This window comes from Paenibacillus sp. FSL R7-0272 (assembly GCF_037969905.1).
In the GTDB taxonomy this organism is placed as follows: domain Bacteria; phylum Bacillota; class Bacilli; order Paenibacillales; family Paenibacillaceae; genus Paenibacillus; species Paenibacillus polysaccharolyticus.
On the sequence record NZ_CP150221.1, the window covers coordinates 3,655,758 to 3,678,850 of the forward strand.

The window sequence follows — 23,093 nt, forward strand, 5'->3', positions numbered from 1 at the left end:
GATGTGAATTCAAACCTCGAACTACTTCTCAATCGGATAAAATTTGCTCGCCATGTAAACCCTACTGTAGTGAAAAAAATAACTTAGCGGGAGGGAGCAGCGATGGGAATTTTAAGTGGAAATCCTAAAAACGAGCCCATGCATTATGGAGAAATCTATAGTGTATGGGAGTGCTCAATGGTAGCTAAAGGAGCTGTCTCTTGTTATCAGGCTTATATGAATCACGCAGGAGACAAAGATTTGAAGAAAATTTTAGAAGACTTGCTGGATCAAGCCAGACTGGAAATTAAAGAATGTGACGCCTTACTCACCGAGAACGGTATCACGCCCGCTCCGACTCTTCCTGAGAGACCCGTTGTGGCATTAGAGGACATTCCTCCTGGCGCAAGGTTTACTGATCCAGAGATAGGTGCCAAAATTGCAGCTGATACTGCTCTTGGATTAGTCGCCGCGAGTCAGACTATTGGCCAATCCATCCGCGAGGACATTGGTGCACTATTTGCGAAATACCATGTTACCAAAACAGCACTGGGTGTGCGCATTCTTCGTTTGAGCAAAGAAAAAGGATGGCTTATTCCCCCGCCGCTGCAAGTGAAAAGACCGGATGGCGAATAGTTTTGTGATATTAAACGAATTAAATAAAGACATTTAATAATGAAATAAACACACAACATTAAAGAAGCCGAGAAGAGGAAATAACATATTCCTCTTCTCAGCCTCTTTCGTATTCAGAAAAGGATTAGACTTTCTTATCTCCCGACTCGTAATTGAAGTATTCTACATCCACATACCCTTGTTCTCTTTCATGGTTCAGATTGTACACCCCTACCCGGTCTCCCCGGTAGGGTCCCCAACCCAATGGATAGACTTCACCAAAGGAGATAAAATTCTCTCCATCCAGGCTGTATTCATACCTGTTTTCACCATGCAAGTTCCAAATCGATCTCAACCATAAGTCAGTGGTATCAACAGTTGGTCCCCATTCGATTGTATTTGAATGATTGAACTTCAATACCCGAGTTCCTTCCTGCTGATGAATACCAATCGTACAATAGGTTTGTCCAAAATGGCATAGACCCGCTTCCTGGTCATCCACCATCCCACTTAGATCATACTTGGCAGTCACAACGTTATGAGGCACACGATACGCCCGTTGGGAAAGAATGTTCGAGATTTTAAAAAAATCATTCTTCTCGGAAGGCACACAAGCATGCAAACGCAAATATCCTGGTCTCTCTGTTAAAGACCACGTATCCAGTTTGGGTTGGTGGTTCCATCCCCACTGAGACTGCAGTACCGGGCTACTGAAATCATCATTCACGGTTAAGATCGTTTTGGGATAACCTTGAATTGGTTTTTTGCCTCCCCATACCATTTCTCCGACACCGTCCCCATCTGTATCCTCACCAATGATTGGCCAACCGTCAACCCACGTAACGGGAAGCAGGTGAAGAGTTCTGCCTTCAAAGTAACCACCGGCTCCTTGGTGACTAATGAAATACCACTCCCCAGACGCTGTTTGCACAAGTCCGCCTTGATTCGGTTCGCGGTCCACTTCCACACCATGCGTATGAATTAACTCTTTTTCTTCGTAAGGACCGTATAAACGCTCTGAACGGAGCATCATAACAACCCTTACCTCCTCACCATTTCTCGGTCGAACTTCACTATGGAAAATGTAATAAAGTCCGTTTATTTTGTAAAGCTTACTCGCTTCGCTACCTTTATATTGATGGATCACGACACCACTGTCATGCAAAATTTGTTTTCCATCGTCGCTCAGTTTGAACAGATAAATATTATAATTGTCAGCAAAATTCGTAGCCACCAGATATCCTTGACCGTCATCATCCCAAAAAGGACAACAATCGTCCCAGCCAGCAATCTCCCAACTATGATAAAGAGGCTCCCATGGGCCAGCAGGATCTGTAGCTGTGCTTACGAATAAACCCTCATCCGGTGTGAAAAAATACACCCAAAATTGATGGTCATGAAAACGGATCGCTCCCGCCCAGACACCTCTTGCATAACGATTCATTCGATCATATCGATATTCAGGCCCGATAACTGTCAAATCTTCTACGACATGACTAATTACATTCCAATTGACCAAATCTTTAGAGTGCAGAACAGCCATACCTGGTGAGCAATGTAAGGTGGAAGAGATCGCATAGTAATCTTCCCCAACGCTTATCACATCTGGATCGCAGTAATCTCCAGGCAAGACCGGATTGACATAAGTACCGTCCCCTTGATCGCCCCATTTTCCTTCATTGGAAAGCAAAACGTAATCTTTGTTCATCATTGTTTTCCTCTTTTCTGGGATGCAGTTGACCTAACTTTGTGATGATCTGATACATTACACTACGAATCTTGTAATCATCATATTACTTGAAAATTAATATATAAGATAGATAAAACATGATCCCGATTTTTCAGAGATCATGTTTTATGACGAAACCTTAGGCAACGTAGATTCAGAAGTAACCACCTGTTTAGCTTTAGAAGTTTCTGCTCTTCACTTGATTTTGTTCCTTTGCTTACGAATACCTGTAATATGAAAGGCGGCTCCCTTCAACGGATTCTTCTCATCAGCTTGTTCATTCTGTGCGTATTGCTCCGTATCTGCAGCAGATGATGTTTTTTTGCGCTTACGTTGCACGATGATATCACTTAGAGCAATCAGAGAAATCAACAGTAAACTAATAAAGAAACCAGGCCGGCTTAGGCCATGAAAAAGAGTTCCAGTTATCGCCGTGCTGATCAGCACCAATCCAGTCCAGCGTTTTATCACATCTATGGTGCGAGATTTCAGCAACCGACCTGAGGAGAGCAAGATAAACAGCCAGTTATACATCAGCATTAACCCGGCGGCAGTAGTTACATATTCGTAGACTTTTCCAGGAAGCAGTAGCGACATGATAATCGTACCAATCAAACCACAACCAATCAGACACAAGGCAAATAGAGGATATTTCTTCTTCCATTTCTGTGAGAATAACTTTGGGGCATCCCCCTCTTGTGCCAGCGTAATCATCATGGAGGTCACTGCATAGAGCGATGCGGTCATCGTAGAGAAACCGGCCACAATCAGAACACCGTTGAACAAATGTGGTACAAAAGCAAGGTGATCACTGCTCAGTGCAAGTACAAACGGACTTTCTTTCGGATTAAAAGCAGACAGCGGAACCATGGTTAGTGCAAGGCCAATGGAAACGACATAAACTGCAGACAGTGAAATAAGCATGACTTTGCCCGCTTTGGGTGCATCCTCCGGTTTTTCCAATCGATATGACATAATGCCGAGCACTTCAATACCTCCATACGCATAGAACGCAAACAAGAACGCAGACCACAATCCTACTGCCCCTTTCGGGAAAATGGAAGCCATGTCCATCGGTACCTTATGTGCATATTTGGTGCCTCCAATCCAGCCGGCAAGTAGAGCGACCGCCAGAACCAGAAACATGATTATAGCCGCAATTTTAATGACTGCGAGTACATTTTCAACCCGGTCGAATCCCTTGTTTCCAAAAAACACAATACATAAACCGACGATTCCATACCCCGCGGCAAAGATCCAGAGTGGAACGCTGGGAAACCAGAAACGCGAAAAGATAGAAAGTGCGGTCAGCTGGCTCCCCATAATGAGAAGCTCCGAAAACCAATAGACCCATCCACTCGCAAAACCTGCCCATGCGCCAAACGCCTTCTTCGCATAAGAACGAAACGACCCTTGCTCCGGATGGTCCGAAGTCATACGTGCCAAAGCATCAAAAACAACATATGTACCTAACGCAGCAAGTGCATAAGCAATTACTACAGCGGGTCCCCCGATGGTAATCGCTAGACTTGAACCGAGAAAATAACCTGTTCCTATGGTGCCCGCAACGCCCAACAAACTGAGTTGCCACCATTTCAATTTCTTTTCATCCGATGATTTTCCTGAAGCCTGACTCATTTCGTCAATCCTTTCCCTCTTGATAATCGTCGCAACAGGTAGCCTTCCCCAATTGGAGCAAAACATCTCCCTGAATATTTCTTCGAACCTCTCAGCATAATACACAGGTAAATTCAAACAAATAGGAGGCACCATCATGAACCAATATTCACAATCGCAACAGATTACGCAACTCGCTCAACAACTGACGCAACAAACACAACAAGCTTCCATGCAATATCAACAATTGCTGAGACAAGAACAAAGCAATGCTCAACAATTGGAACAATTGGCCCAGCGCGAGCAACAAGCTGCGCATATTATTCAAACGGCATTGCAAGGACATCAGACAGCCATTCAACAATTGCAACAGATTTCCAACCTAGCTCAGCAGCTTGCAAATACTTCTTCCCAGCATGTATCCTACATCGATCAACCGTATAATACGCCTAACACGACAATCCAAGGACAAGGTCAGTCATTTGGCAATTTCTCCAACCAACATCGCCAATAGATTAAGATTTGGCAGGAAATTGCAAATAACAAGGAGCTCAATACTGAGCTCCTTGTTTGCGTTTCAGCTAGTTGCTTTCTTCTGAAATTACTGCTTGGCACAAACTACATCATGATACGCATTTCACTGAACAGTCTACCCACTGTTTACTTTCATAAATGGACAGTCACCATTTTGCTTGCAGGCGATATCCTATAAGTAAAAGGAGGCTTACTGATGTCGCTATTGTTTTCTTCTACTGATATGGAAAATGGTGAGCTCCCGCTGGATCTGTGGCAAAGGGATGCTTATCGTTTGTTCTCTGCCAAGATGAGTGACCGGGAGACCAGGTTCCCCTGCATTCCTGCAACCCAGGCATATGCACTGGGTCATCTTCGATATGGATTTGTCTTTCAGTCCAAACATCTTTCTCTTGCGGAGCAATTATCAGCAATTGTAACGGAATATGGAGCTTCTTCACGTTCCTTCGGAGATTTTTCATCTCTAGTCATTTTTTTTGAAAAAGAAAAGGAAACAAAAAACGTGCTCACTTACGAACAATCATTCTGGAACCTGTTAAGTGAGATGCGAACTCTCGATACCCAATCATGGCCAGCAGATATCCCGGAAGACCCCGAGAATCCATTATGGGAGTACTGTTATAACGATGAACGGTATTTCGTTTATTGCGGTACACCAGCTCACATTTCAAGACAAAGTCGCCATTTTCCTTATCTCATGTTAGCTATGACGCCTCGCTGGGTCCTTGATTTATGGAATGAGCAGCCACAGCGGGCTGCAGCCATTGGGCCGAGAATTCGAGCGAGGCTTGCTGCCTATGACACGATTCCCGCACATCCTGAATTGAAGCAATACGGGGCAGAAGGAAATCTGGAGTATAAACAGTATTTTCTACGAGATGATGACACTGCCCCATCCAAATGCCCTTTTCTACGCTCTTTGTTACAACAACCACAAGCAAAAGAATAACATCATCCGTATTCTAAACAAGCTCTCCTTCGAATAAGCTGTTATACGAGCCGAGGTGTGAGGAGAGCACTTCTTTTTATATCTCTTCCATGTGAAAGAGTTACATAGACTACTAGAGCAAACGTCTTTTTTAAGTGGACAAGCTTCTTTTCTTCCATCAACCCATCACTCAGAAAGGAAATGATTATGGAGATTTATGTGAAATTTATCCTGATCGGGCTTGCTATTGCCATGCCGGTAGGCGCAATCACGGTAGAGATGACCAAGCAGGGACTGCGAAATGGATTCCTTCATGGCTGGGCGGTTGGTCTAGGTGGTATGACATTGGATATCGCTTTAATTATTGCTATGTATTTTGGATTTGCTACACTGTTATCCGTTCCATTCGTTCAGATTCCACTATGGTTGGTGGGTGCAGGATTTTTAGCTTATTTGGGATATGAGTCCATCCGTAATTCGGATGTGAGCCTCATGACAACAGACGGAAAGACGTTTCCGACCAAACCCTCTTTTTGGCGGACTTATCGTAATGGTTTATTGGTTGCGATCTCCCCAGGTAATCTGATGTTTTGGGTTTCTGTCTTTGGTGTTGTCTTATCCGACTCTTATCAATCGGCAGGCAAGCTCAGTTTTGTCATTGCGGCAATCGGGATATTATGTGGCATTCTGCTACATGATCTTGGTCTGCTCACCATCGTATCCATCACACGTAAAATGATGAGTGCCAGGATGGTACAGCTCGTTTCGAGCCTGGCCGGAGTTCTTCTAATTGGCTTTGCGTTCTACTTTTTTTATAAGTTTGTTAGCGCATTGTGGCAAGTGCTTTTTTAAGAATAAGGCTCTTGAACCCTTCGTCACCTCATCCGACTCGTTACATATATTACTTACAGTGTGATTAAAAAAAGCTGCCCTTTCATTGAGAAAGGAGCAGCTTTTTCTATTGACGTTCTCCTCAGAATGTGGAGGTTCGTTAATACGATACTTGTAGTTGTCTGGAGTACGATTGGTTGATCTATTGTGATGTAACAATGGAGCATATTTGATTTTACTATTGTGAATTTTTCATATGTTGAAATTTTATAATTTTACTGTAAATCTAAATAATTCCTCCAGCTGTTCATCGACCTCGTACAGTAAGTTCATCAATTGATCTGCGTAAGGTCCAATCGAGGCTCTGCTGTCATTAAAATGGTTCCATTCTAGCGTAATCGGGACTGGCACATGCCATACTAACGCTTCCCAGAGGGTGTCCATACTTTCAAAATGAGCTGGTTGCAACGAAAATTCGGCCTGAAGTATACGTTGCAGATCCTCCACGCTTCCTATTGCTTTCCCATCAATGATCACTTTCACTTTTTTCATGTTTCTGAACTCCTGAATTCCGTCGATTTGATATAAACAGAGCACCTACCATGATTAAAATAGCCAACGACCACCAGAACGTCGACATTGCGTTATCATGATCTATAATAATTAAGCGAATCACCGCTGTGATTCCAATATAAATAAAGTAACGAAGAGGGAAATGAAAATTAGACTTGAAGTACTTCACAATTAAAGCGATAAATTCAAAGTACAAGAAGAAAACGAGCAATTCGGATAACATTTCATAGTAGCTATCCTGACGAGTTACAAAAGACTGGTACACAATTTGTACGATATACCATGTCTCACTGATTAGAAGTGCACTTAAAGCTAAGGCCAGAAAGAACAGGCAGATATTCAAAAGCGCTTGTAGAATGTGTGGTGTTTTTTGGAATTTAGTCATTAAATCTTTCATTTGTCATGTCCCCTATTTCAATTCGTGATGTCAACTAACTGTTGTTTCATATGTTTTCTTCCTCGAAAGAGATACGTTTTGGCCGTATTTTCCGGTATATCGTTCAATACACTGATATCTTTGACGGTCATTTCCAAATAGTACCGCTGATAGACGTAATGTCTCCATTTACCTGGAATCTGATGAAATGCATCATTGATCCGGCGTTTGCGTTCGGAAGAAGTCTCGTTCTGAATCAACCTTTCTTCAGGGCCAGGTTCATAGGACATTAGATCAGATATGGCATCCACAGATCTATACGAATCCTCTACATATAACGAAGTTGTGGCAACACTCTGTCTCTTTTTCTTGCGCAACACATCCAGGCATACATTTCTCCCAATGGTATAAATCCAGTTTACGACATTCTTTTGGCTGTTCATTTGTTCGATATGTGTATACACCCGCAGGAATGTCTCCTGCACGATATCATCTCGATCTTGCGGGTCCCGGAAATAGCGCGAAGCCAATCTCCATACCATCGATTGATAAGTGGCCATAAGTGACGTAAATGTCGATTGAGTTGGCAATACGGTACCTCTCATAGGTTTGTCTATCGGGCTCATTCTGATTCCTCCACAGATGTAATTAAACCCCTTGTGTTTTTTATCTGAATTTGAATATTTCATTCTAGTACTGCGGTTAGATTTTGGATTTCCTAAACCTCAACACAACACTATAATGTACTCCATCTTGATTCCTGAGAAACTGCCCTTGCATGCGGCTCATCATCCGGCTTATGATCCTTTCGCCCAGTCCGGTACTTTCCGGAGAAACCTCAGCAATTTTAATCGTATTGTCCAGTTGAATGTCAAACATCTCCGGACTAGAGTTGAATGTAATGCAGATTTCATCTTTGGGTTCTGCATACTTCAACAGATTAGACAAAATATTATCAAAGACCCTCCCGAGTTCCTCCAAATTCACTGTGATATAGACTTGCGGCAGTTCACCAATAATGCGGACTTTGAATTCCTCCTGCCGCAAAATGGCCACCTGATCAGATATCAGATCATAAATAGCCTCCTGCACAGCTATGCTCTCAAGGTCAGCTTCTTGCTCTTTATCCAAAAGGAAATAATCAAATAAATTATCGGACAACTTTTTAAGTTGAATGGCTTTTCCATAGGCATTCGTGATGTAATGGCTATGTTCCGTCCCTTGGTCTCCGCGTTCTTTCTTGGCAAACTCCAAATACATGATCAAAGAGGTAAGCGGGGTCCGCATATCATGTGACATTTCAGTAACAAGGCTTCGGCTCTCCGCCTGCAAAGCTTCAATCGCATCCAATTTATCGAGAAAGGCTTTACGAAGTTCCTCAATACTCTCAGCGATCATCGCTATTTCATCATGGCCCCGAATCGTCATCTCATATTCCAGTTCTCCACCTTCAAGAATGTGGATCTCCTCATGAATCTTTCTCAGGTAAGCGAGGCTTCGACGAATGCCCAGCAGGACAATCAACAGAAAAATCATCGTGGCGCTGAGTAGTTCCAGAGTAAAGGCAATATCGTAATATCGGGATGAGAAAAACCCGTCTACTGTTACTCTCCCCTCTCCATCACTAAACATGACAGGAAATGAGTGTTTCTGAGCATATAGCGTTTCCTGCTCTATCCCATATCCAGACTCATCTTCCGCTGCGTAATTCGAATCATATTGCAGTAGCTGGTCTTTGTAGATGGTGAGCATGATGTAGTTCTCTTTTTTCACCCATTCTCCAAATGCCTTTCGATCGGTTGAAGACAGATCATTCGTCTCCACATATTTACTAAACTTTGCAATAGATTTAGACGATTCACTCTCATAGTACGCATCAGAATTAAGGTATCTGTCAATCAGCCCATTACTAACCTTCTGCATCGTCAAAAAAAACAGACCACTTACCGTAGCTGCCATCAAGATGATTAAGGCCAATTTTTTGGTCAGCGTAAATTTACGGTGTGCCAAAACGGTATCCTCTCCCCCATTCGGTAAGGATATAAACCGGGTGTGCCGGGTCATCCTCAATCTTTGCACGCAGTTTGCGAATATGCACCATTACGGTGTTGTTTGAACAATAAAAATACGGCTGTTCCCATACACTCTCGTAAATATTTTGAGCGGAAAATATTTTGCTTCGTTTGCTCATCAAGAGCTTCAGGATGCGATACTCCAGATCAGATAGCTTGAGCTGCTGTCCTTCTTTCGAGACCTCATTAAAATGTTCATTGACTTTTAACTTGCCTCCAACCAGAAACGTATCTCCACTTTCCTTTTTCTCCTTATAAATCTTATATCTTCGCAATTGAGCGATAACACGGGCATGAAGCTCTTCTTCTGAAAATGGCTTTGTCATATAATCATCGCCACCTGCCAGGAGACCTTCTGTTTTGTCCAATGTGCTCGATTTGGCCGTTAGAAACAAAATGGGAACGTTGGAATACGTTCTAATCTGCTCACATGTTTCAATCCCCGACATCCCCGGCATCATGATGTCCAAAATGACCAAGTCTAGCCCGTCATCTACAAGCTGCAGCGCACGCTGTCCGTCTCTGGCTCTTAACACCTCATTGCCCGCTCTCGTAAGGGATTCTTCTAACAAATCACCAATATCCTGATCATCCTCGACAACTAATATCCGATGGGTCATGCCCTTCTCACCTCATGATTCCTGATGTTATTTACGGTGCCCTCAATATATATCGTCCTTCGGTAACACTTAAGTAATACGATAAATCATAAATCTTAACCATTTATGAATGCAATCATTTGTCATACATTTGTCACAAATCAAAAAAATGAAACGAACTTTCAGAAACTGTTAAGAATCGATAAGTATAGTTATCCAAGGTTAGGAAAGCATTTATACACACCAAGATTAGACTCGCTCAAGTTAAATATAAAAATGAATAGGAGAAATGTTATGAATGAAAAAAAAGAGAACTTTGCACAACCCCTAAGTCTGAAGGAACGTGTCCATTTTCTAGATATCGTTCGCGGGTTTGCTATGCTCGGCATTATTATTGTGAATTACTTTTTGATCGTAGACTCAGTGAAGGGATTTGATATGAATTCAAGCGATCTAGTCCACAACCTCGTTTCCACATTTGCCGAAGGAAAGTTCATCACGTTATTTTCTTTTCTGTTTGGTGTTGGATTTATGATTTTTATGGACCGGGCCGTGGAACGAGTGGAACATCCTAGAATGCTTTTTGCCCGCAGGTTATTAATTTTATTCTGTATTGGCTTATTGCATATCACCTTTATATGGGTTGGCGACATATTGACTTTTTACGCTGTAGCGGGATTTCTACTACTCGCGTTCTATGCTCGGACTCCTAAAACGATATTGCGATGGATTATTGCACTTATATTGATTCAATTTCTGACTCCTGTATTTATGATGGTCTATAATGCGATGAACACTGCATCCTCAAACATGCCAACTTATTTTGATTTCACATTAAACAGTCATACCAGCCTAACCTATTGGGACTCCTTGATAGCAAGATGGGCAGACATGGGCGTAATGGCGGCTAGTTCATTTTCTACAGTTTATTCTATGTTCCTGATGTTCCTGATCGGTATGTATTTTGTGAAGATGGACTTCTTCACGAACATGGAAGCAAAGCAATCAATCTGGAAGCGAATCTGGTTCATCAGCTTGGCTGCATTTATACTCACTCAGTTCAGCTCCATGGTAAATACACTTATTTCAGCCGAAAATACATTTTGGATGGAGCTATTCATGATTTTGGGTCAACAGGGGAACTTAACCGGGAGCATGTTTTATATGAGTAGCCTCGCGATGCTGTTTTTGTATGTTCCTGCACTTCGTAAAGCGTTGATGGTATTTACCAAAGTTGGACGTATGTCGCTGACCTGTTACCTCCTTCATTCCATCATGGGAACCGTAATTCTGCTTCCTTATGCATTTGGATTGGCTAGTTCTATAAAACCTATTGGTACACTTATGCTTAGCATTGCTGTGTATGTTGTACTCGTCATTTTTGCCTCGCTGTGGTTAAAACGTTTCAAGATCGGACCAATGGAGTCGATATGGCGCAAACTTACGTATGGTAAGATTAACCGTGCTTCCAAAACAACTCCCGCTAACCTTGCCCAGCCATTGAACAGCAATTTGCGTCAGTAAACGCTATTGAATTTAACAATTTCGGATAAGTTCTACCCAACATCCCAAGCCCCCTATGGGGCTTTTTTCTATTTTTTCGAAGAATTTTTTCTACTATTGTGAATTTTTCATATGATGAAAATGAAAAACAATTATAGAGATTAGACAGATTATTTTCTCTGCTGTCCCTTCAAGTACTCTCCTTTAAACACAAAAAAACTGCCCAACAAAGGCAGTTTTTTAGAAATTCAAATCGTTCACAACCAATTTTATATGATTAATGGAATTTGTTAAAATTAACTCGAATTAGATACGACCTGTCCAGTCGGATCCCGCTACTTCCTTCCAGCGTTCACGAATGGCATCATATAGGCCCTGCTCAAGCGGCCCCTTCGCCACCAGTTCGGCGTTTTGTAGCCAACGATCAGGTTTGACGGTTCCCACAATGGCGGTATCCACACCTTCAGTGCTCAGCGTAAAACGCAATGCAATCTCTACGACTCGCTCTGCATCCTCAGCCAAAAAGTCATATTTCAGTTCTTTTAACCGCTTCCAATAGTGATAAGCATAATCCTCTTCTGTCACCTTATCATACATCCAGGCTACATTGGCAATCGGCCTTTTGGCGATGATCCCCATATTTCTTTTTCGCGCCTCAGGCAAAGTCAGTTCAATCGCTTCCTGATCGGCAATATTCAATGATGTCTCCAAGCTATCAAATGCACCTGTCTGAATGGCGTATAGCGCATCTGTCGTATCTCCACTATATCCGATAAAACGAGTTTTACCAGCTTCTTTTGCTCGTTGCAATACCTCGATTACCTCACCTTGCCGAAGTACTTCTTCCGAACAGCTGTGCAGATGCACGACATCCACATAATCTGTTCTCAAGCGCTTGAGGCTACGATCAATGGTCTGTGCGAGCACCTTGGCATCCCAGTCGGGTCCATTCACACCAGCTGCATGTCCACATTTGGTGAACAGAAAATACTCCTGCCGGCGATGTCCCAGCACATCACCGATTTTCTCCTCACTGTCTCCATAACATTCCGCCGTATCAATCATATTCAAACCCGCATCCAAAGCACGATTCAGCAACAATTCTACGTCTGCTTTGGACGCATCCCGTATCTCAGATCCGCCAAAACCGAGTGTACTGACTTTCATTCCGGTATTTCCGTAATTACGAAGTTCCATCATGATCCTCCTCCAAATCAGGTTTGTCTCTTACGGCCTTTTCATGTCGTATCATATGTTATTACCCGTTTAGTCACGGGGCGGCACATTTTTTTAAACTTTTAAAAACCATAGATAGACATGCCGCCATCCACCAATAAAGTCTGACCTGTGATATATCCGGCTGCCTCCGAAGCAAGAAAAACAACAGGCCCAACAACCTCTTGTAATTCACCTACACGTCCAAGCGGTGTGCGGTTAATAATTTCTTGCAAATACTGCGGATCATCAAGTAGTTTCTCAGTCAGTGGAGTGCGGAAATACCAGGGTCCGACCGAGTTCACGCGAATACCGTATTTCCCCCACTCCAGCGCCAGCACCTTAGTCATATGGATTAAAGCCGCTTTGGTAGAACCATATACGACACCTGTTCGCAAGGCAGTATGTCCACCTACCGATGAGATGTTAATGATTGTCCCATCCCCATACTGCTTCATATGCTGACCTGCCAATTGTGAAGCGAAAAAAGCGGATTTAAGGTTTGTTTGCATAATCGTTTCCCATTGTTCCTCCGTTACTTCCAGCGCTGGCGTCCGAATGTTCATACCCGCATTGTTTACGAGAATATGAATTCGTCCCATCTCCGAAATGGCTTGCTGAAAAGTCTTTTCCAACTGCTCTTTAGAAGTGACATCTGCGCAGAGCGCCAAAGCTTTCCGGCCTGTCTGTTCATTAATCATTGTTGCTGTCTCTTCGATCTCCTTCATCGTTCGAGATACAAGCACGACATTACTCCCCGATTCCGCTAAACCGATGGCAAGCGCTTTTCCGATACCTCTGCCTGCCCCTGTGACTAGTGCTGTTTGTCCTTCCAGATGAAATGCTGGTACGATCATGTTAGACCTCCTTTGTTGTACTATGGGGTTCCAGTTTACAGACATGTTTTTACGACATCAGGTAACAAAATACTGACTGGGATTGCCCAGTTCAGGATGGAATTTTTCTCGAAAACGCCCTCCGGTATAATCTCCAATGATTTTACGCCAGAATGCCTGTGCGATCACATTGTTCCGAACCTGTGTCACTTTCCACCGCCCAGGGAAACGTCTAAATAGTTCGTACGCCGCATTTGTTCCAACGCCGCTACGTCTATATTTTTGCATCACAAAAAATTCAGTCAAATAGTAGTCATTATCCTTACTCCCGGGATCTAACTTCTCCACAAGTGCAAACCCCGCTGGTGAACCATCACTTGTGATCAAAAAAGGAAACTTGCGTCCTTTCTCCGTCCAGAACGCATCCAATCCCGGATATTCTGGAAAAATACCATCCTGATCTACATCAATATTCAGATATTTCGTAAAATCATAGAGATAAAATTGCATGAGATGCCGAATCACCTGACTGCGTTCGCGGGGAACCAGCTCAATCTGCATATTCATTTGGTTCGCCTCCTCTAGTCTGTATGTATACATACTGTAAACCTTTATAAGATGAAGGGCAACAACGTGACAAATCGAAGCCTGTGTAGCACAACGCTTGATCATACCTATCAGCATAATCAAACAAGATGATGCATGTAAATTATGGTACACTTAATATACTTTGTAGATAAATAATCGTTCACATGGAGGTGCCGAACTTGACCAACGTGCAAAAAGAGATTGACCGACGCAAACTAGATGAAAAACTACCATCCATGCCCTGGTTTGTTCAGCAATTCATTGACTATAAACTGCCTGATCTGTCTCCGTCCACGCTGCTGGAGTATTTGAGAGATTATGATACCTTTTTCAGCTGGCTACGTGCAGAAGGGCTGTCCCAAGCTGAGTCCAACCAAGGGGTAACATTGACCGAACTGGAAGTGCTACGTATGGATTCGGTTACTGCGTACCGACTGTTCCTGACTACGAAGCGTGAGGGAACCAATTCAAGAATCACGGTTTCACGCAAGCTTTCTTCCCTGCGGTCGTTATTTCATTATTTAAGCCAAATTGCTGAAGATGAGGACTTCTATCCGCTGCTTAAACGTAATATCATGGCCAAGATTGAGATCAAACGTACCCATAAACCCAAAGATACTGCCGCGAAACTCAAAGGCAAGATATTGGAAGAGAATGAATTACTCGAATTTATCGGTTACATTCTCGAGGGCTACGCTACAGATATGCAGAAGAACAAACAGGCCCTGTACTCACATGAGTTGAACAAAGAACGAGATGCCTGTATCGCCAGCCTCATCCTCAACTCCGGTCTACGGGTATCTGAAGTGGTTAACTTGAATGTGGATGACCTCGATCTAGGTAACAAACTGCTCTATGTTTACCGCAAAGGTAACAATGATGAAACATACAAAACACCCGTATATTTCAGAGAACAGGCCAAAGATGAGCTGGCAGCATACATGAATCTGCGGCAATCCCGTTACCGCACACCTAAACGAGAAAAAGCACTTTTCATTGCACTCCGTAACGGGGAATCTGAAGGAAGTCGAATGACTAAACGTGCGATTCAGGCGATGATTATGAAATACGCTAAATGTTTTGGCAAACCGTATCTTACCGTGCACAAATTACGCCATTCTTTTGCCACCGACTATTATTTGCAAAATGATATTTACAAAACCAAAGAGCAACTAGGTCATGCTTCTACCGAAACAACCGAAATTTATGCGCATCTCACCGACAAAACGATGTCCGAAGCCATCGAACGCCGCATGGATGATAATGCTTAGAGTTATCACAAGAGTCTCGTAGACAATTGCACATGTGGCTGTCCTCTATTGTGATGAAACAGTACACCGCGTGCCAAACACGCGGTGTGAAATAAGCACCAAAATGAAATATCAGGTCATTCGAAGATAGGTTAAATGGCGCATTTTAGCAGTTATATATTAAAATCATTTATTTAGTTTACATAATAATAGTTACGTTAAAAATAGCCCTCCACAGACCTTGATCATTCTAACGATCTCAGGTATTAAGTGATTTTAGTTGGAGCAGAGCCTCTACAATAACTTCCCGTTCATGGAACAGAAAACCGGCCATAGCTCCTTTGCTTATATCCTGTTTCTTATCCATCTGAGCACTTAACTTTTCCGCCTCTGCTTCCTTCATTAATTCAGGCGTCCAAAAAACAATGCCAACCACCTGCTGAAGCTTGCGTATCAGAGTCAGGTCATTGGCTTCGCGCACCATCACCAATTTGGGATACGGGGCGTCTTTGAAACCTTCAATCACAATCCAGTCATAGTCTGAGAACTGGTTCAACATATCATCAAGCCGGGTGTTGTGTTGCTTAATAATCGCCGTCCTTTTCTGAGACATCACCACAACAGCTGCAGCACCTGCCTTGCCAAACTGATACGAGTCCGTCCCTTCCTGATCCATCTCAAAATGGTCATGTCCGTCATGTTTGAATGCAGCCACTTTTAAACCTTTGGAAGAAAGTCCGGCGATTAGTGAAGCTGTCATTGTTGTCTTGCCTGTATTTTTATATCCAACGACTTGCATGATCTTTGGCTCTGAAGAAGTCCTTTTATCCATTCTAATTACCTTGCTTGCCCGGTTGGAAGTTTAAGAATTGTGACCTGTTCCCCTGCAGCTATGCCCTTTTTCTCAGGCGGAATCACAATGAGGCAGTCACTGTCTTTAATGGTGATCATGACACTTGACTCATCCACACGAGATGCAGCTGGAGCCGCAAATACTTTTCCGTCTCGAATGATCGTACGTCCTCGTACAAAACGAGTGAAGTTGTTCACCTTTGCATAGCCGTCTTCCAAAATCACATTCCATTCTTCCAAATAAGGATGGACATCTGCTTGCATCGCACGAAGTGTGGGACGAACAAACAGATTAAATCCAACAAAACAAGCGCCTGGATTACCTGATAAAGCAAATAACAGCTTGTCCTTATATACAGCAGCCGTAGTTACACTGCCTGGGCGCATCGTGACTTTGTTAAAGAGAAGTTGCATCTGTTCTTCGAGCACAAGTTCGCCCATGATATCGTAGTCCCCAACAGAAACGCCACCTGTCGTCACAACGATATCATTGTCCCGAATCGCTTCCTCCAGTTTTGCCCTTGCGGTATTCACATCGTCTGCGATGGCTCCGTACATGACCGGCTCTCCTCCAGCTTCCACAACCAGAGAACGTAACATATAGCTGTTGCTGTTGCGAATCCGACCAGGTTGCAACGGCTCATGAACCTCAAGTAACTCCGTTCCTGTAGCAAAAATAGCCACCCTCGGCCGTTCAAAGACCGGCACTTCTGCCACGCCAAACGTCGCCAGCACAGATTGTTCACCCGCCCCGATTACGGTACCGGCTTCGATCAATTGCTGGCCCTCCTGCACTTCAAGCCCAATTGGCGTAATATTAGCTCCAGCCTGAATGTGACGTTTCAGTGCAATCCAGTGCTGCCCTTCTTCTTGCTTGCTTTCCGTCATCTCCATCATGACGACAGCATCTGCACCATCCGGAACTTGAGCACCCGTCATGATTCTTGCAGCCGTTCCAGGTGTAATAGGATGTTCTGGTGTATATCCGCACGGGATTTCATCAATAACGCGAAACCACACTTGATGATCACTTGTGGCCTCAGCCGTATCTGCACTTTGAATCGCAAAACCATCCATACCTGATCTGCGGAAAAAAGGATACGCATGCGGCGCTTCAATCGACGTTGCAAGTGTGCGGCCGTGTGAGTCGGCAAGAGGAACATGTTCCATCCGGCCTGCCGATACCTGAGCAGCAATTCTGCTCTGTGCTTCCGATACTTGTACAGCCGTACGATGAAATTTAGCGGTGGTCATATCATATGAATGGGAATTATGTTTCACAGTAACTTACCTCCTGAGGTCTTTTTCTCATTTAAGAAAGTGTAGCCCGAATATACGCCGATGACAAGTCGATTACTCACTGAATCCGAACAGGAAAACTGCATAGGTACCTAAACAGACACATTCTAAATGTGTTCACTCTTGAGATTTAACAGGAAGAACATCATTGCTATGAATCCCCGCTAATATGAACAGGGGCCTAACAGGTAACATGAAATACTCTTTCTTTGCACATAATAGCATTCGAAATCGGGAGGTGATCACCACGAATCATCATTGTGAGTTATGCGGGAGAGAACCCGTCGAGACAACAGTTCATCATTTAACACCAAAGGAGATGGGCGGTAGCTTCATGCCCACCGCTAACCTGTGCATTCCCTGTCATAAACAAATCCACTCGTTATATACGAATCGGGATCTGGTTACGCTGGGATTGACCGATCTACAATCGCTGCGTGCAGATGAACGGATCATTCCTTACCTGCGCTGGATACGTAAACAGCCAGCTTCTTCGATTCCTCGTGTTCGCAAGTCCCATCATGTCCGCAAATCATAAAAAAATAACAGTAACAAGGTGCTCACTGTCATTCGCCAGTGTCTCACCATGCTACTGTTATTGTCCTGTATATAATCATCATCCTGTAAATCATAATCATTCCAAGAATCATATATTTCAGGCTTGCGAGGTGTTATCTTCGCCTCATAATCCTGCCACCACCGATTCGAGTCTTTGGCTTTTTGTAGGATTTTTTTGGTGAATCAAACAAACCACCCAAGCCACCACTGCTCTTGTTGCGATCGATACTTCCTCGGCTTTGATCCTTTTTGCGGTCGAATAAACCGCCGCCAGAACCAACACTTGTGTCCTTATCACTGCCACGCCGCGTAATGGAGCCTTTTCGCTCAACGGTAATAGGCGGAGCCAGCTTTTTATCATTGCTCGTTGGAGCCCGATACGATCCCGCACTCGGTTTGTACGTATCCCGTTCCGTGTATCCCCGATAGTTGCCTGAACCGCGTCCACCAAAAGTATCAAACAAATTCCCGATTAACGTTGCCGTTAGATACCCTTGTAAAAAGGAAGAGCTATAGTTCTGACGAACATATTCCTTGGAATCGACTTCGACGAGCGTATCCTCTGGTTTCTTGGGATCTTGTTGCAGATGATAATACTGGTCTTGATACACCAGGAACATCCGCTCTGTATTTTCTGCCGAGATCTGGTCGGGTGTTCGTTGATCGGACAGCTCTTTTGCTACTTCAGGAACTGTGCGATCTGCAGCCCGATACACATAAGACGTGGATTGACCGCTGCCACTTACCGATTCAAGAGGATATGTATCCTGTACGGAAGGAGCTGCACCACACGCAGACAGCAGAGACATCACAAGGCTGAGGACCAGCATTAATTTTAATCCATGTGCCAAGCGTTTTTTCATTGGAACCTCTCCTAGTTCGAACGAATCACTTTGATATCCGCAGGAAGAATGGACTCACCCTCGTAGAGGTTAAACCTTCTATCTTGCCATTCCACACGAAGAAGTTTGTTATCATCCGATTGATACTGCCACACAAGCTGCTCACCAGCCTGACCATAAGGCGTTCTACCCACAGTCTGAACCATACCTCCATATTCTTCCTCCAAATGATACACGTGATCATCCAGTTCAAGAATGGTCGGCACCTCGTCAGGGGCATCAAGTCTCCCATCAATAGGTGTATACAGGGCGTAACGCGTGATCTCACGCTCCTCCACATGTAAATATCGGAATGAACTACCATCCTGGAGCGTTAATACAACTGCGTTACGAGCCCGATTCTGCACCCTGCCAACGACTTCATAAGTGACCAGAGACACTTCACAGATATCCCCAGGAGCAAGCTGAAGCATCGTTTTTTCCACTTTAGGTGGCTCGGGCTTTGTTAGTATTCCTTTAATACGTTTCCATACACTCATGCCAATTACTCCTGTTCCTTATCTTATCGGCTTACAAGCACGCTGCAATAATCAATGCGCCTACAATATGCAAAGCGCCTGAGAACAAGCCATACCCTGTCTTACCTTGCTGTATTCCCGTATCCAGATCCAATGTGGCCCATTTGCGAATCATAAAGTGAACAACACTTTCCAGAATTAATAAAATTACAAATGATACAACAGAAACGAGCAAAGCTTCTCCAAGATGTCCTGCTGTCGAGATGGATGTTGCAAGCACGTAACCTTGCGCAAATAACTTCATTACCATCCGGGTAGTGACCGCCATATTGCCAGCCTTGACTTCAGCAAAATCCTTGTATTTCGTAAAAAGTGAATCTACATACATCAGTACAAACAGCAAAACCGAACCTGAAACCGTCCAGACCAGCATCGCCAAAATGTTCAAATCCATTTACACAGCCTCCACTTATCAACATGATCCGCATTTAAAAGCGAAGGAGAAACGCTGTTCCCCTCCGCTGGTTAACCCTGCTGAACGCCAAGGTGTTAGTTTTTATTTTCGTACTGTTTCATAAGTGCAGCAAGTTCGTCCTCAACAGCCGTATCCTTACCAAGTTTCTCAAATTCCTCGTCAAGTGATTTGCCTTTGGAAGACATTTCGTTGCTTGCTTCAGCCTGAGCTTCCATCTGCATCATTTTCTCTTCCATACGTTTCAAGCCCGCACTCGCCGTATCTGAGCTAAATCCGTTCAGCGCTTTGTTGATTTCGGTTTGTGCTTTGGCTGCGTTATAACGAGCAACCAGCGTTTCGCGCTTGTTTTTCATCTGTGTCAATTGTTTGCGCATCTCATCGAGTTTGCCACGAAGATTGTCTGCGGACGCTTTGTTTTGATCGTAGCTGGCTTTGTATTCCACCATTTTCTCTTCCGCTGCTTTCTTCTCTTCCAAAGCGCGACGAGCAAGGTCCATGTTCTGTGCACGAGCTGCCGTGTGAGCCTGCTCTTCACGTTTCTTCACAAGTGCTTCCTGTTCCTCGAACAATTGCTTGAACTTCTTCTCGATTGCGATTTGTGCGGCTACTGCTTTCTCAGCATCTTCCAGATCCTCTTGCATGTCACGGATATATTGATCCGTCATCTTGATTGGATCTTCAGCTTTGTCGATAATTGCATTGATGTTAGACATTGTCAGGTCACGTAATCTTTTAAAAATAGACATTAGGTTATTCCTCCCAGTGGATTGTGCATTGTATATAAAGATACATACGTTACAATCTGCAACTCGTTTCAATTTTACAAAAAAAAATTAAAACTTGATGACAACCTCTAATATAAGGAGGATTACCTCTGAAGGTTATGCTTATCCAGGCACGTGTCGTTTATCCTATAAGGTGACCGATTACCAAAACATTACTCTGACTTCTTATTCAAATGTTCATCCACAAGTCTCTCTGCAGTCATTACGATCTCGTCGATCTGCACTCGTGTAATGCTGTCAAAATGTATGCCCATAATAACGGTTACCGTAACTTTCAGTTGCAGGGCCGCCTTGCGGGCTAGCCGCTCACATAACTCTTGTTCCTTGTGTCCCGGGATATGTACCGTTGTTCCACTAACCCGATCATGGTCAACATAGAATGTAGCTACAGCCCCGATATGAGCTTTACCACCCGTAACCAGAAATACCTTGTCCTGTCCTGCCTCAAAAACCTCTAAACGAATGGATTTCAAATCATATGTACTCATCGTCTCTCCACCTATCCTTCTCTATATGTTATATATGGTGGAATTATGCCTTTCATGACCTGATGATGCAATGAAACTTCTCACACACGCATAAAAGAAACAGGCAACGGGCATACCATAGAGAACGCAATTTTGGAAAAAGGAGGCCGTTAACATGCGAATACGCCTCGTCATGCTCGCACTCGTTACTATTATATGCTCTGGGGTTTATACAGCTCCTTTAGCCCCTGCGCCTGTGTCTGCTGCTTCATCTGAGGAACCTTCTTCAACCCTCAGTGATACACCGGCGTCTGGGTCAGATGTTAAAGAAGAACAGTTGACTCTAGGTCAACTTCGTCAAAAATACGCGGATACGTTCAAAACCAATGGCCCTTCCACCAAACAAGTTGCGCTGACTTTTGATGATGTACCTGATCCAAGATTTACACCGCAGGTACTTGATGTATTAAAAAAATATAAGGTTCGTGCTACTTTTTTTGTTGTTGGCAGCCGTGCGGAGAAACACCCGGACTTGGTGAAACGGATGGTGAAAGAAGGACATATCGTTGGCAATCACAGCTACAATCATCCTGAATTCAGCAAATTATCAATGACTGCCTTTCGCAAACAAATACTACATACCGGCGATATCATTCACCGCCTGACGGGGTATACGCCCAAAATGATTCGTCCTCCGTATGGGGACATTAACGAAGAACAGTTGAGATGGGCTGCAAAACAGCATTACAGCATCGTGAATTGGAATGTGGATTCTCTCGATTGGAAGGGACTAGACAAGGAAAAGGTAAAACATAATATTCTCACCGCGGTGAAACCTGGTTCCATCGTATTACAACATGCTGGCGGCGGTACAGGTTCGAACCTGAAAGGTACAGTAGAGGCTTTGCCTGAGGTTATTGAGGAATTGCGAAACCGAGGATATGAATTAGTTACATTGGACGAGATGCTTAAACTGCCAAAAGAGAAACAATAATTGAAAGAACAGGGTGTCCCTCTACGTCGTCATGAATTATGCCTATCATGATTACGCAAGAAAGAACACCCTGTTTATTAATGCTCAATTCAACTTATGACCTCACATCCATAAATGAGAGGGTTTAAGCCTTATTTTAAAATGTACAACTCAATATCCTGAAAACCAAACGAACTAACGAACTGTTTGCTTCCAGGGATAAAGATGTCAATACGATTTCCCTTGATCGCGCTACCTGCATCCAAAGCCGTTGCTACGAAAGCCTGTTTCGGCAATCCAGGGTGTGTATGCCCTGTCACTAATACCTTGGTTCCAAAAGGGATAACCTTGGGATCCACTGCGATTGTGCCGAGTTCGAGCGGGTTGCCAAAATAATCAACGGGGCCCCATCCACCATTCTCGGAAGCATCTGCGGAATACGCTGTTGCTTTAACACTAAGCGTTTTGCTATAGTCGAATGTTTTCCCCCAAGCCTGTACCACTTTATTATCTGTATTCACGTCCAGGCTTGCAGCAGTCACCGTTTTTTCCTGCGACTTCGCTTGAACTGGTGCCGCTTCTACTTTGTTTTCGTTACCTGGGATTGTAATTTTCAAACCACCATAGATGTTATAAGGTGAGATGTCTTTATTCGTTTTAATTAATGTGTTCATATCAACGCCGTATTGCTTGGATAAGGTGAAGAAGGTATCCCCTTCTTTGGCCACATGAACGGAATCCGCGTGAGCCGGAACGGCTTGAATGAATAGAATGGATGTCAGTAGTGCGATGGCTGTTTTGGCTAAACGTTTCTTGTTATGCATGGTCTTCCTCCCTCATGATGCCTGCGAAGTTAGTTGTCGGATTCGGATGGAGGAACCCACCCTATAGGCTGTACGTGACATGCTGAAGCATTATGTATTCCTAATTCACCCCAAGCAGCATATTTCTCAAATCATTAACTATGTCTGCATTGTTACGTCCCCCGCACTTCCGCTTCGGAAGTTTCGGCAGTCTTGAATATATCACAAATTTGTAACCTTAAGCTGTAGTAAATGTTTCCATTTGGCGTTTTAATT

The 23,093-nt window shown here is 43.7% G+C and carries 26 protein-coding genes and 1 riboswitch; of the genes, 8 read left to right on the forward strand and 18 right to left on the reverse strand.

Annotated elements, in window-relative coordinates; translation table 11 throughout:
* Positions 1-102: 102 nt before the first annotated feature.
* Positions 103-615, forward strand: a complete 513-nt coding sequence (locus MKY23_RS16100) for a DUF3231 family protein (protein WP_154983504.1) — start codon at positions 103-105, stop codon at positions 613-615.
* 124 nt (positions 616-739) lie between these two features.
* Here the strand turns inward: MKY23_RS16100 and MKY23_RS16105 are convergent, their stop codons facing one another.
* Together MKY23_RS16105 and MKY23_RS16110 are read right to left on the reverse strand one after the other, a co-directional pair.
* On the reverse strand, positions 740-2,305 hold the full coding sequence (locus MKY23_RS16105) for a glycoside hydrolase 43 family protein (RefSeq protein WP_221789426.1): 1,566 nt from the start codon (positions 2,303-2,305) through the stop codon (positions 740-742).
* A gap of 213 nt (positions 2,306-2,518) precedes the next feature.
* Complete coding sequence (locus MKY23_RS16110; RefSeq protein ID WP_221789424.1) at positions 2,519-3,961, reverse strand: amino acid permease; 1,443 nt, start codon at positions 3,959-3,961, stop codon at positions 2,519-2,521.
* A 136-nt stretch (positions 3,962-4,097) separates the two neighbouring features.
* Between MKY23_RS16110 and MKY23_RS16115 the strand changes: the two genes are divergently transcribed.
* The 3 genes from MKY23_RS16115 (at position 4,098) to MKY23_RS16125 (ending at position 6,254) form a co-directional block, all read left to right on the forward strand.
* Positions 4,098-4,454 carry an AMP-dependent synthetase and ligase gene (locus MKY23_RS16115; protein WP_154890415.1) on the forward strand — a complete coding sequence of 119 codons (357 nt, stop codon included), beginning with the start codon at positions 4,098-4,100 and terminating at the stop codon, positions 4,452-4,454.
* 216 nt (positions 4,455-4,670) lie between these two features.
* Entirely contained in the window at positions 4,671-5,423 is a 753-nt protein-coding gene (locus MKY23_RS16120) for a YqcI/YcgG family protein (protein ID WP_339830795.1), read from the forward strand.
* Between the two features lie 186 nt (positions 5,424-5,609).
* Positions 5,610-6,254, forward strand: coding sequence for a LysE family transporter (locus MKY23_RS16125; protein ID WP_154983513.1), 645 nt, complete (start codon positions 5,610-5,612; stop codon positions 6,252-6,254).
* A 246-nt stretch (positions 6,255-6,500) separates the two neighbouring features.
* Here the strand turns inward: MKY23_RS16125 and MKY23_RS16130 are convergent, their stop codons facing one another.
* The 5 genes from MKY23_RS16130 to MKY23_RS16150 form a co-directional block, all read right to left on the reverse strand.
* Positions 6,501-6,785, reverse strand: coding sequence for a barstar family protein (locus MKY23_RS16130; protein WP_221789423.1), 285 nt, complete (start codon positions 6,783-6,785; stop codon positions 6,501-6,503).
* A complete protein-coding gene (psiE, locus tag MKY23_RS16135; RefSeq protein ID WP_339830799.1) occupies positions 6,760-7,191 on the reverse strand; it encodes a phosphate-starvation-inducible protein PsiE in 432 nt (143 codons plus the stop codon). The genes MKY23_RS16130 and psiE overlap by 26 nt, the downstream gene beginning before the upstream one ends.
* Positions 7,192-7,220: 29 nt before the next feature.
* Positions 7,221-7,808, reverse strand: coding sequence for an RNA polymerase sigma factor (locus MKY23_RS16140; protein WP_339830801.1), 588 nt, complete (start codon positions 7,806-7,808; stop codon positions 7,221-7,223).
* A 76-nt stretch (positions 7,809-7,884) separates the two neighbouring features.
* Entirely contained in the window at positions 7,885-9,192 is a 1,308-nt protein-coding gene (locus tag MKY23_RS16145) for a HAMP domain-containing sensor histidine kinase (protein WP_221789420.1), read from the reverse strand.
* Positions 9,179-9,874: a response regulator transcription factor gene (locus MKY23_RS16150; protein ID WP_090916627.1), complete on the reverse strand. Its 696-nt coding sequence runs from the start codon at positions 9,872-9,874 to the stop codon at positions 9,179-9,181. The genes MKY23_RS16145 and MKY23_RS16150 overlap by 14 nt, the downstream gene beginning before the upstream one ends.
* A gap of 273 nt (positions 9,875-10,147) precedes the next feature.
* Here MKY23_RS16150 and MKY23_RS16155 point away from each other — a divergent pair, with 273 nt between their 5' ends.
* The gene (locus MKY23_RS16155; RefSeq protein WP_221789419.1) at positions 10,148-11,377 is read left to right on the forward strand and encodes a DUF418 domain-containing protein; all 1,230 of its coding nucleotides are present in this window, start codon (positions 10,148-10,150) and stop codon (positions 11,375-11,377) included.
* A 285-nt stretch (positions 11,378-11,662) separates the two neighbouring features.
* Here MKY23_RS16155 and MKY23_RS16160 read toward each other — a convergent pair whose 3' ends face one another.
* The 3 genes from MKY23_RS16160 to MKY23_RS16170 all read right to left on the reverse strand — a co-directional run bounded on the left by MKY23_RS16160 (position 11,663) and on the right by MKY23_RS16170 (position 13,974).
* Positions 11,663-12,553 carry an aldo/keto reductase gene (locus tag MKY23_RS16160; RefSeq protein WP_090916631.1) on the reverse strand — a complete coding sequence of 297 codons (891 nt, stop codon included), beginning with the start codon at positions 12,551-12,553 and terminating at the stop codon, positions 11,663-11,665.
* A gap of 101 nt (positions 12,554-12,654) precedes the next feature.
* On the reverse strand, positions 12,655-13,428 hold the full coding sequence (locus tag MKY23_RS16165; protein WP_154890423.1) for a glucose 1-dehydrogenase: 774 nt from the start codon (positions 13,426-13,428) through the stop codon (positions 12,655-12,657).
* Between the two features lie 57 nt (positions 13,429-13,485).
* Positions 13,486-13,974: a GNAT family N-acetyltransferase gene (locus MKY23_RS16170; protein ID WP_090916635.1), complete on the reverse strand. Its 489-nt coding sequence runs from the start codon at positions 13,972-13,974 to the stop codon at positions 13,486-13,488.
* Positions 13,975-14,174: 200 nt separating this feature from the next.
* Here MKY23_RS16170 and xerS point away from each other — a divergent pair, with 200 nt between their 5' ends.
* Positions 14,175-15,266, forward strand: coding sequence for a tyrosine recombinase XerS (gene xerS, locus MKY23_RS16175; protein WP_260510965.1), 1,092 nt, complete (start codon positions 14,175-14,177; stop codon positions 15,264-15,266).
* 238 nt (positions 15,267-15,504) lie between these two features.
* Here xerS and mobB read toward each other — a convergent pair whose 3' ends face one another.
* A complete protein-coding gene (gene mobB, locus MKY23_RS16180) occupies positions 15,505-16,077 on the reverse strand; it encodes a molybdopterin-guanine dinucleotide biosynthesis protein B (protein ID WP_339830808.1) in 573 nt (190 codons plus the stop codon).
* Between the two features lie 5 nt (positions 16,078-16,082).
* On the reverse strand, positions 16,083-17,351 hold the full coding sequence (gene glp, locus MKY23_RS16185; RefSeq protein ID WP_221789602.1) for a gephyrin-like molybdotransferase Glp: 1,269 nt from the start codon (positions 17,349-17,351) through the stop codon (positions 16,083-16,085).
* Between the two features lie 238 nt (positions 17,352-17,589).
* Between glp and MKY23_RS16190 the strand changes: the two genes are divergently transcribed.
* On the forward strand, positions 17,590-17,934 hold the full coding sequence (locus tag MKY23_RS16190) for an HNH endonuclease (RefSeq protein WP_260510964.1): 345 nt from the start codon (positions 17,590-17,592) through the stop codon (positions 17,932-17,934).
* Positions 17,935-18,067: 133 nt separating this feature from the next.
* Here the strand turns inward: MKY23_RS16190 and MKY23_RS16195 are convergent, their stop codons facing one another.
* The 5 genes from MKY23_RS16195 to MKY23_RS16215 form a co-directional block, all read right to left on the reverse strand.
* Positions 18,068-18,817, reverse strand: a complete 750-nt coding sequence (locus MKY23_RS16195) for a DUF4247 domain-containing protein (RefSeq protein ID WP_090916641.1) — start codon at positions 18,815-18,817, stop codon at positions 18,068-18,070.
* Between the two features lie 11 nt (positions 18,818-18,828).
* Positions 18,829-19,335 carry a DUF4178 domain-containing protein gene (locus MKY23_RS16200; protein ID WP_154890427.1) on the reverse strand — a complete coding sequence of 169 codons (507 nt, stop codon included), beginning with the start codon at positions 19,333-19,335 and terminating at the stop codon, positions 18,829-18,831.
* A 31-nt stretch (positions 19,336-19,366) separates the two neighbouring features.
* On the reverse strand, positions 19,367-19,768 hold the full coding sequence (locus tag MKY23_RS16205) for a DUF350 domain-containing protein (RefSeq protein ID WP_090916645.1): 402 nt from the start codon (positions 19,766-19,768) through the stop codon (positions 19,367-19,369).
* A gap of 95 nt (positions 19,769-19,863) precedes the next feature.
* Entirely contained in the window at positions 19,864-20,535 is a 672-nt protein-coding gene (locus tag MKY23_RS16210; RefSeq protein ID WP_221789417.1) for a PspA/IM30 family protein, read from the reverse strand.
* Positions 20,536-20,726: 191 nt separating this feature from the next.
* Complete coding sequence (locus tag MKY23_RS16215) at positions 20,727-21,062, reverse strand: hypothetical protein (RefSeq protein WP_090916649.1); 336 nt, start codon at positions 21,060-21,062, stop codon at positions 20,727-20,729.
* 154 nt (positions 21,063-21,216) lie between these two features.
* On the opposite strand from MKY23_RS16215, the gene MKY23_RS16220 reads away from it, so the two are divergent.
* Positions 21,217-22,035, forward strand: coding sequence for a polysaccharide deacetylase family protein (locus MKY23_RS16220; RefSeq protein WP_090916651.1), 819 nt, complete (start codon positions 21,217-21,219; stop codon positions 22,033-22,035).
* Positions 22,036-22,166: 131 nt separating this feature from the next.
* On the opposite strand, the gene MKY23_RS16225 is transcribed toward MKY23_RS16220, so the two are convergent.
* Positions 22,167-22,838, reverse strand: a complete 672-nt coding sequence (locus MKY23_RS16225) for a 3D domain-containing protein (RefSeq protein WP_221789416.1) — start codon at positions 22,836-22,838, stop codon at positions 22,167-22,169.
* Between the two features lie 2 nt (positions 22,839-22,840).
* Positions 22,841-23,037: riboswitch (cyclic di-AMP (ydaO/yuaA leader) on the reverse strand.
* Positions 23,038-23,093: the final 56 nt, after the last annotated feature.

Excerpts from the sequence above, each read along its gene's own strand:
- glp (WP_221789602.1), bottom strand. The coding sequence starts at position 17,351 with ATGACCACCGCTAAATTTCATCGTACGGCTGTACAAGTATCGGAAGCA.
- MKY23_RS16165 (WP_154890423.1), bottom strand. The coding sequence starts at position 13,428 with ATGATCGTACCAGCATTTCATCTGGAAGGACAAACAGCACTAGTCACA.
- MKY23_RS16215 (WP_090916649.1), bottom strand. The coding sequence starts at position 21,062 with ATGAGTACATATGATTTGAAATCCATTCGTTTAGAGGTTTTTGAGGCA.
- MKY23_RS16210 (WP_221789417.1), bottom strand. The coding sequence starts at position 20,535 with ATGTCTATTTTTAAAAGATTACGTGACCTGACAATGTCTAACATCAAT.
- MKY23_RS16120 (WP_339830795.1), top strand. The coding sequence starts at position 4,671 with ATGTCGCTATTGTTTTCTTCTACTGATATGGAAAATGGTGAGCTCCCG.
- MKY23_RS16150 (WP_090916627.1), bottom strand. The coding sequence starts at position 9,874 with ATGACCCATCGGATATTAGTTGTCGAGGATGATCAGGATATTGGTGAT.
- MKY23_RS16110 (WP_221789424.1), bottom strand. The coding sequence starts at position 3,961 with ATGAGTCAGGCTTCAGGAAAATCATCGGATGAAAAGAAATTGAAATGG.
- MKY23_RS16115 (WP_154890415.1), top strand. The coding sequence starts at position 4,098 with ATGAACCAATATTCACAATCGCAACAGATTACGCAACTCGCTCAACAA.
- MKY23_RS16130 (WP_221789423.1), bottom strand. The coding sequence starts at position 6,785 with ATGAAAAAAGTGAAAGTGATCATTGATGGGAAAGCAATAGGAAGCGTG.
- MKY23_RS16125 (WP_154983513.1), top strand. The coding sequence starts at position 5,610 with ATGGAGATTTATGTGAAATTTATCCTGATCGGGCTTGCTATTGCCATG.
- MKY23_RS16225 (WP_221789416.1), bottom strand. The coding sequence starts at position 22,838 with ATGCATAACAAGAAACGTTTAGCCAAAACAGCCATCGCACTACTGACA.
- MKY23_RS16105 (WP_221789426.1), bottom strand. The coding sequence starts at position 2,305 with ATGATGAACAAAGATTACGTTTTGCTTTCCAATGAAGGAAAATGGGGC.
- MKY23_RS16140 (WP_339830801.1), bottom strand. The coding sequence starts at position 7,808 with ATGAGCCCGATAGACAAACCTATGAGAGGTACCGTATTGCCAACTCAA.
- MKY23_RS16190 (WP_260510964.1), top strand. The coding sequence starts at position 17,590 with ATGAAATACTCTTTCTTTGCACATAATAGCATTCGAAATCGGGAGGTG.
- MKY23_RS16220 (WP_090916651.1), top strand. The coding sequence starts at position 21,217 with ATGCGAATACGCCTCGTCATGCTCGCACTCGTTACTATTATATGCTCT.
- mobB (WP_339830808.1), bottom strand. The coding sequence starts at position 16,077 with ATGGATAAAAGGACTTCTTCAGAGCCAAAGATCATGCAAGTCGTTGGA.
- MKY23_RS16100 (WP_154983504.1), top strand. The coding sequence starts at position 103 with ATGGGAATTTTAAGTGGAAATCCTAAAAACGAGCCCATGCATTATGGA.
- MKY23_RS16170 (WP_090916635.1), bottom strand. The coding sequence starts at position 13,974 with ATGAATATGCAGATTGAGCTGGTTCCCCGCGAACGCAGTCAGGTGATT.
- MKY23_RS16195 (WP_090916641.1), bottom strand. The coding sequence starts at position 18,817 with ATGAAAAAACGCTTGGCACATGGATTAAAATTAATGCTGGTCCTCAGC.
- MKY23_RS16200 (WP_154890427.1), bottom strand. The coding sequence starts at position 19,335 with ATGAGTGTATGGAAACGTATTAAAGGAATACTAACAAAGCCCGAGCCA.
- MKY23_RS16160 (WP_090916631.1), bottom strand. The coding sequence starts at position 12,553 with ATGGAACTTCGTAATTACGGAAATACCGGAATGAAAGTCAGTACACTC.
- MKY23_RS16155 (WP_221789419.1), top strand. The coding sequence starts at position 10,148 with ATGAATGAAAAAAAAGAGAACTTTGCACAACCCCTAAGTCTGAAGGAA.
- MKY23_RS16205 (WP_090916645.1), bottom strand. The coding sequence starts at position 19,768 with ATGGATTTGAACATTTTGGCGATGCTGGTCTGGACGGTTTCAGGTTCG.
- psiE (WP_339830799.1), bottom strand. The coding sequence starts at position 7,191 with ATGACTAAATTCCAAAAAACACCACACATTCTACAAGCGCTTTTGAAT.